This is a genomic window from Rhodospirillales bacterium (assembly GCA_016872535.1).
Lineage (GTDB): Bacteria > Pseudomonadota > Alphaproteobacteria > Rhodospirillales > 2-12-FULL-67-15 > 2-12-FULL-67-15.
The window spans coordinates 1-2,295 of record VGZQ01000150.1 but is presented as its reverse complement, the minus strand read 5'-3'; the positions used below and the strand labels follow the sequence as shown (position 1 = coordinate 2,295).

Below are 2,295 nucleotides of genomic sequence, written 5' to 3'. Positions count from 1 at the left end.
GCGGCGTCTCCAGGTACCACTTCCCCATGTACCTCAAGGAAATCGAGTTCCGTTTCAACCACCGGGGCGACAACACCTTCAGGCTCTTCCTGAAGGCCTTTTTTGGTTACGTTTCGCCCTAATTACCATTTATAAATCTTAACGATTTTTTTTTCGTGTAAAGACACAACAATGGCTTTCCTGTCAGGCGGTAACAAGATTAGGACAAAAGAATGAAGCGCAGATTTCTGCGGCTTCTTCACGCCGCCGGCAATAACCTAAGCTCGATCCGTCGGCCGACGGCACGGGCGTATTTTTCGAGCGTTTTCAGGTTGGGTGGGGTGCGCCCGCTTTCGATGCGCGCGACCACCGATTGCGTCGTCCCCATGCGCTTGGCGACGGCGGCCTGGGTCAGCCCGGCCTTGGCGCGGGCCTTGATGAGCGCGCGGGCGAGCGCGAATTCGGGCGCGAGCGCCGTGTATTCCGCTCGGAAGGCCGGGTCCTTCATCCATTGGGCCTTGAGCTTGCGAAAGGGGATGGTCATGGCGGCAACTCCTTGGCCCTTTGCAGGGCGAGACGAATGGCGCGCGGCGGCGTTTTCTGGGTTTTCTTAACGAACGCGTGCAAAATGACGATCCGTTGTTCGTGGGCGAGGAGATAAATCGCCCGGGCGATGCCGTCTCGGCCGCGCATCCGCATTTCCCACAGCTTGTCGTGCAGATGCTTGACGTAAGGCTCCCGAACCCGTTGCGGTCCTACGCTCACCATCAGGTCGATAATTTGCGTCAATCGTGCGCGCATATCGAGCGGCAATTCGGCGAGTTCCGCCCTGACCGCTTCGTTCAGGATTTCGACCCGCCAAGCCATGACGCTTGATATAGCAAATTTACGATATTAAGGCAAGATCGACCGGTCACCCAGCGTTCGCCGTTTCGCGCCGCGCCGCCTTCAGGCCGTCGGCGAGGGTTTGCTTGTAGGTGGCGAGCGGCGGCCTGACACCGTTGACGAACAGCTCGCGCCGGATTTCCGGCGTGGTGCCGGTGATCAGCAGCTTGACGCCGTGCCGGCGCGCCTTGCGCGCCATCGCCTCGATGGTTTTGGCGGCGGTGGAATCGACGAACGAGGCGGCCGAGAAATCGACGATGAAGGCGCGGTGGGTGTCGGCGATGCGGTCCAACACCGAACCGATGGTCGACGCGGCGGCGAAGAAAAAGGCGCCGGTGATGCGATAAACGACGATGTCGGAATCGGCCGCTTGGGCGGGATCGTAGGGCATTTCGCCGCGACCGTCGGCCTGGTCGGCGGAAACCAGGGGCGCGTGGGTCTCGATGTTCGCCGCCTCGGCCATGCGGTTGATGAACAGGATCGACCCCAAGGCGACGCCGACGATGATGCCTTCGATCAGATCGCGGAACACCGTCAAGGCGAAGGTCGCGAGCAGCACCAGGGCGTCGCCGCCGCCCGTCCGCGCGATGGTCAGGAACGCGTACTTCTCGGCCATGCTCCAGGCGACCACGGCCAGCACCCCGGCGAGCGCCGCGAGCGGGATGTAATCGGCGAGCGGCGCCGCCAGCAGCATGAACAACAGCAGGAAAAGCGCGTGCAGCATCCCGGCGACCGGCCCGCGCGCGCCGGAGCGCACGTTTGTCGCGGTGCGGGCGATGGTGCCGGTGACGCAAATGCCGCCGAACAGGCCGGAGGCGACGTTGGCGATCCCTTGCCCGACCAATTCGCAATTGGAGCGGTGGCGGCGGCCGGTCATGCCGTCGGCGACGACCGCCGACAAAAGCGATTCGATCGCGCCCAACAGCGCGAATGCCAGCGCGTCCGGCAACACGGCTTGCAGCTTGGCCGGGGTGATGTCGGGCAAGGCGGGCAGCGGCAAAGTGCGCGGAATGCCGCCGAAGCGCGAGCCGATGGTCTCGACCGGCAGGTTCAGGATCGCGGCGACGACCGAGGCGACCGCCACCGCGATCAGCATGCCAGGCAAGGCGACGTGGATCCGCTTGCATCCGACGATCACGAGGATGGTCGCCAGCGCGACCCCGGCGGCGGCCGGATTGGCGCTCGATCCGGCGTCGAGCAACGCCGGAATTTTGTCGAGGATCGGCCCCGGTTCCGGCCCGGCGAGCGTCAAGCCGAACAGGTCCCTGATCTGACTCGCAAAAATGATGACGGCGATGCCGGCGGTGAAGCCGACGGTGACGGGGTAGGGGATGAACTTGATGTAGGTGCCGAGTCGGAACAATCCGACCGCGACCATGATCGCGCCGGCCAGAATTGTCGCCAGCAGGAGTCCGTCGATGCCGTGGCGCT

General features: G+C 63.7%; 3 protein-coding genes. All 3 read right to left on the bottom strand.

From position 1 onward, the window contains the following. Positions 1–238 precede the first annotated feature (238 nt). Positions 239–523: a helix-turn-helix transcriptional regulator gene (locus FJ311_16230; GenBank protein MBM3952982.1), complete on the bottom strand. Its 285-nt coding sequence runs from the start codon at positions 521–523 to the stop codon at positions 239–241. After that, on the bottom strand, positions 520–846 hold the full coding sequence (locus FJ311_16225) for a type II toxin-antitoxin system RelE/ParE family toxin (GenBank protein MBM3952981.1): 327 nt from the start codon (positions 844–846) through the stop codon (positions 520–522). Before FJ311_16225 ends, FJ311_16230 begins: the two co-directional genes overlap by 4 nt. A 46-nt stretch (positions 847–892) precedes the next feature. Beyond that, positions 893–2,295, bottom strand: a 1,403-nt coding sequence (locus FJ311_16220; protein MBM3952980.1) for a SulP family inorganic anion transporter, incomplete at its 5' end; no start/stop codon positions are given.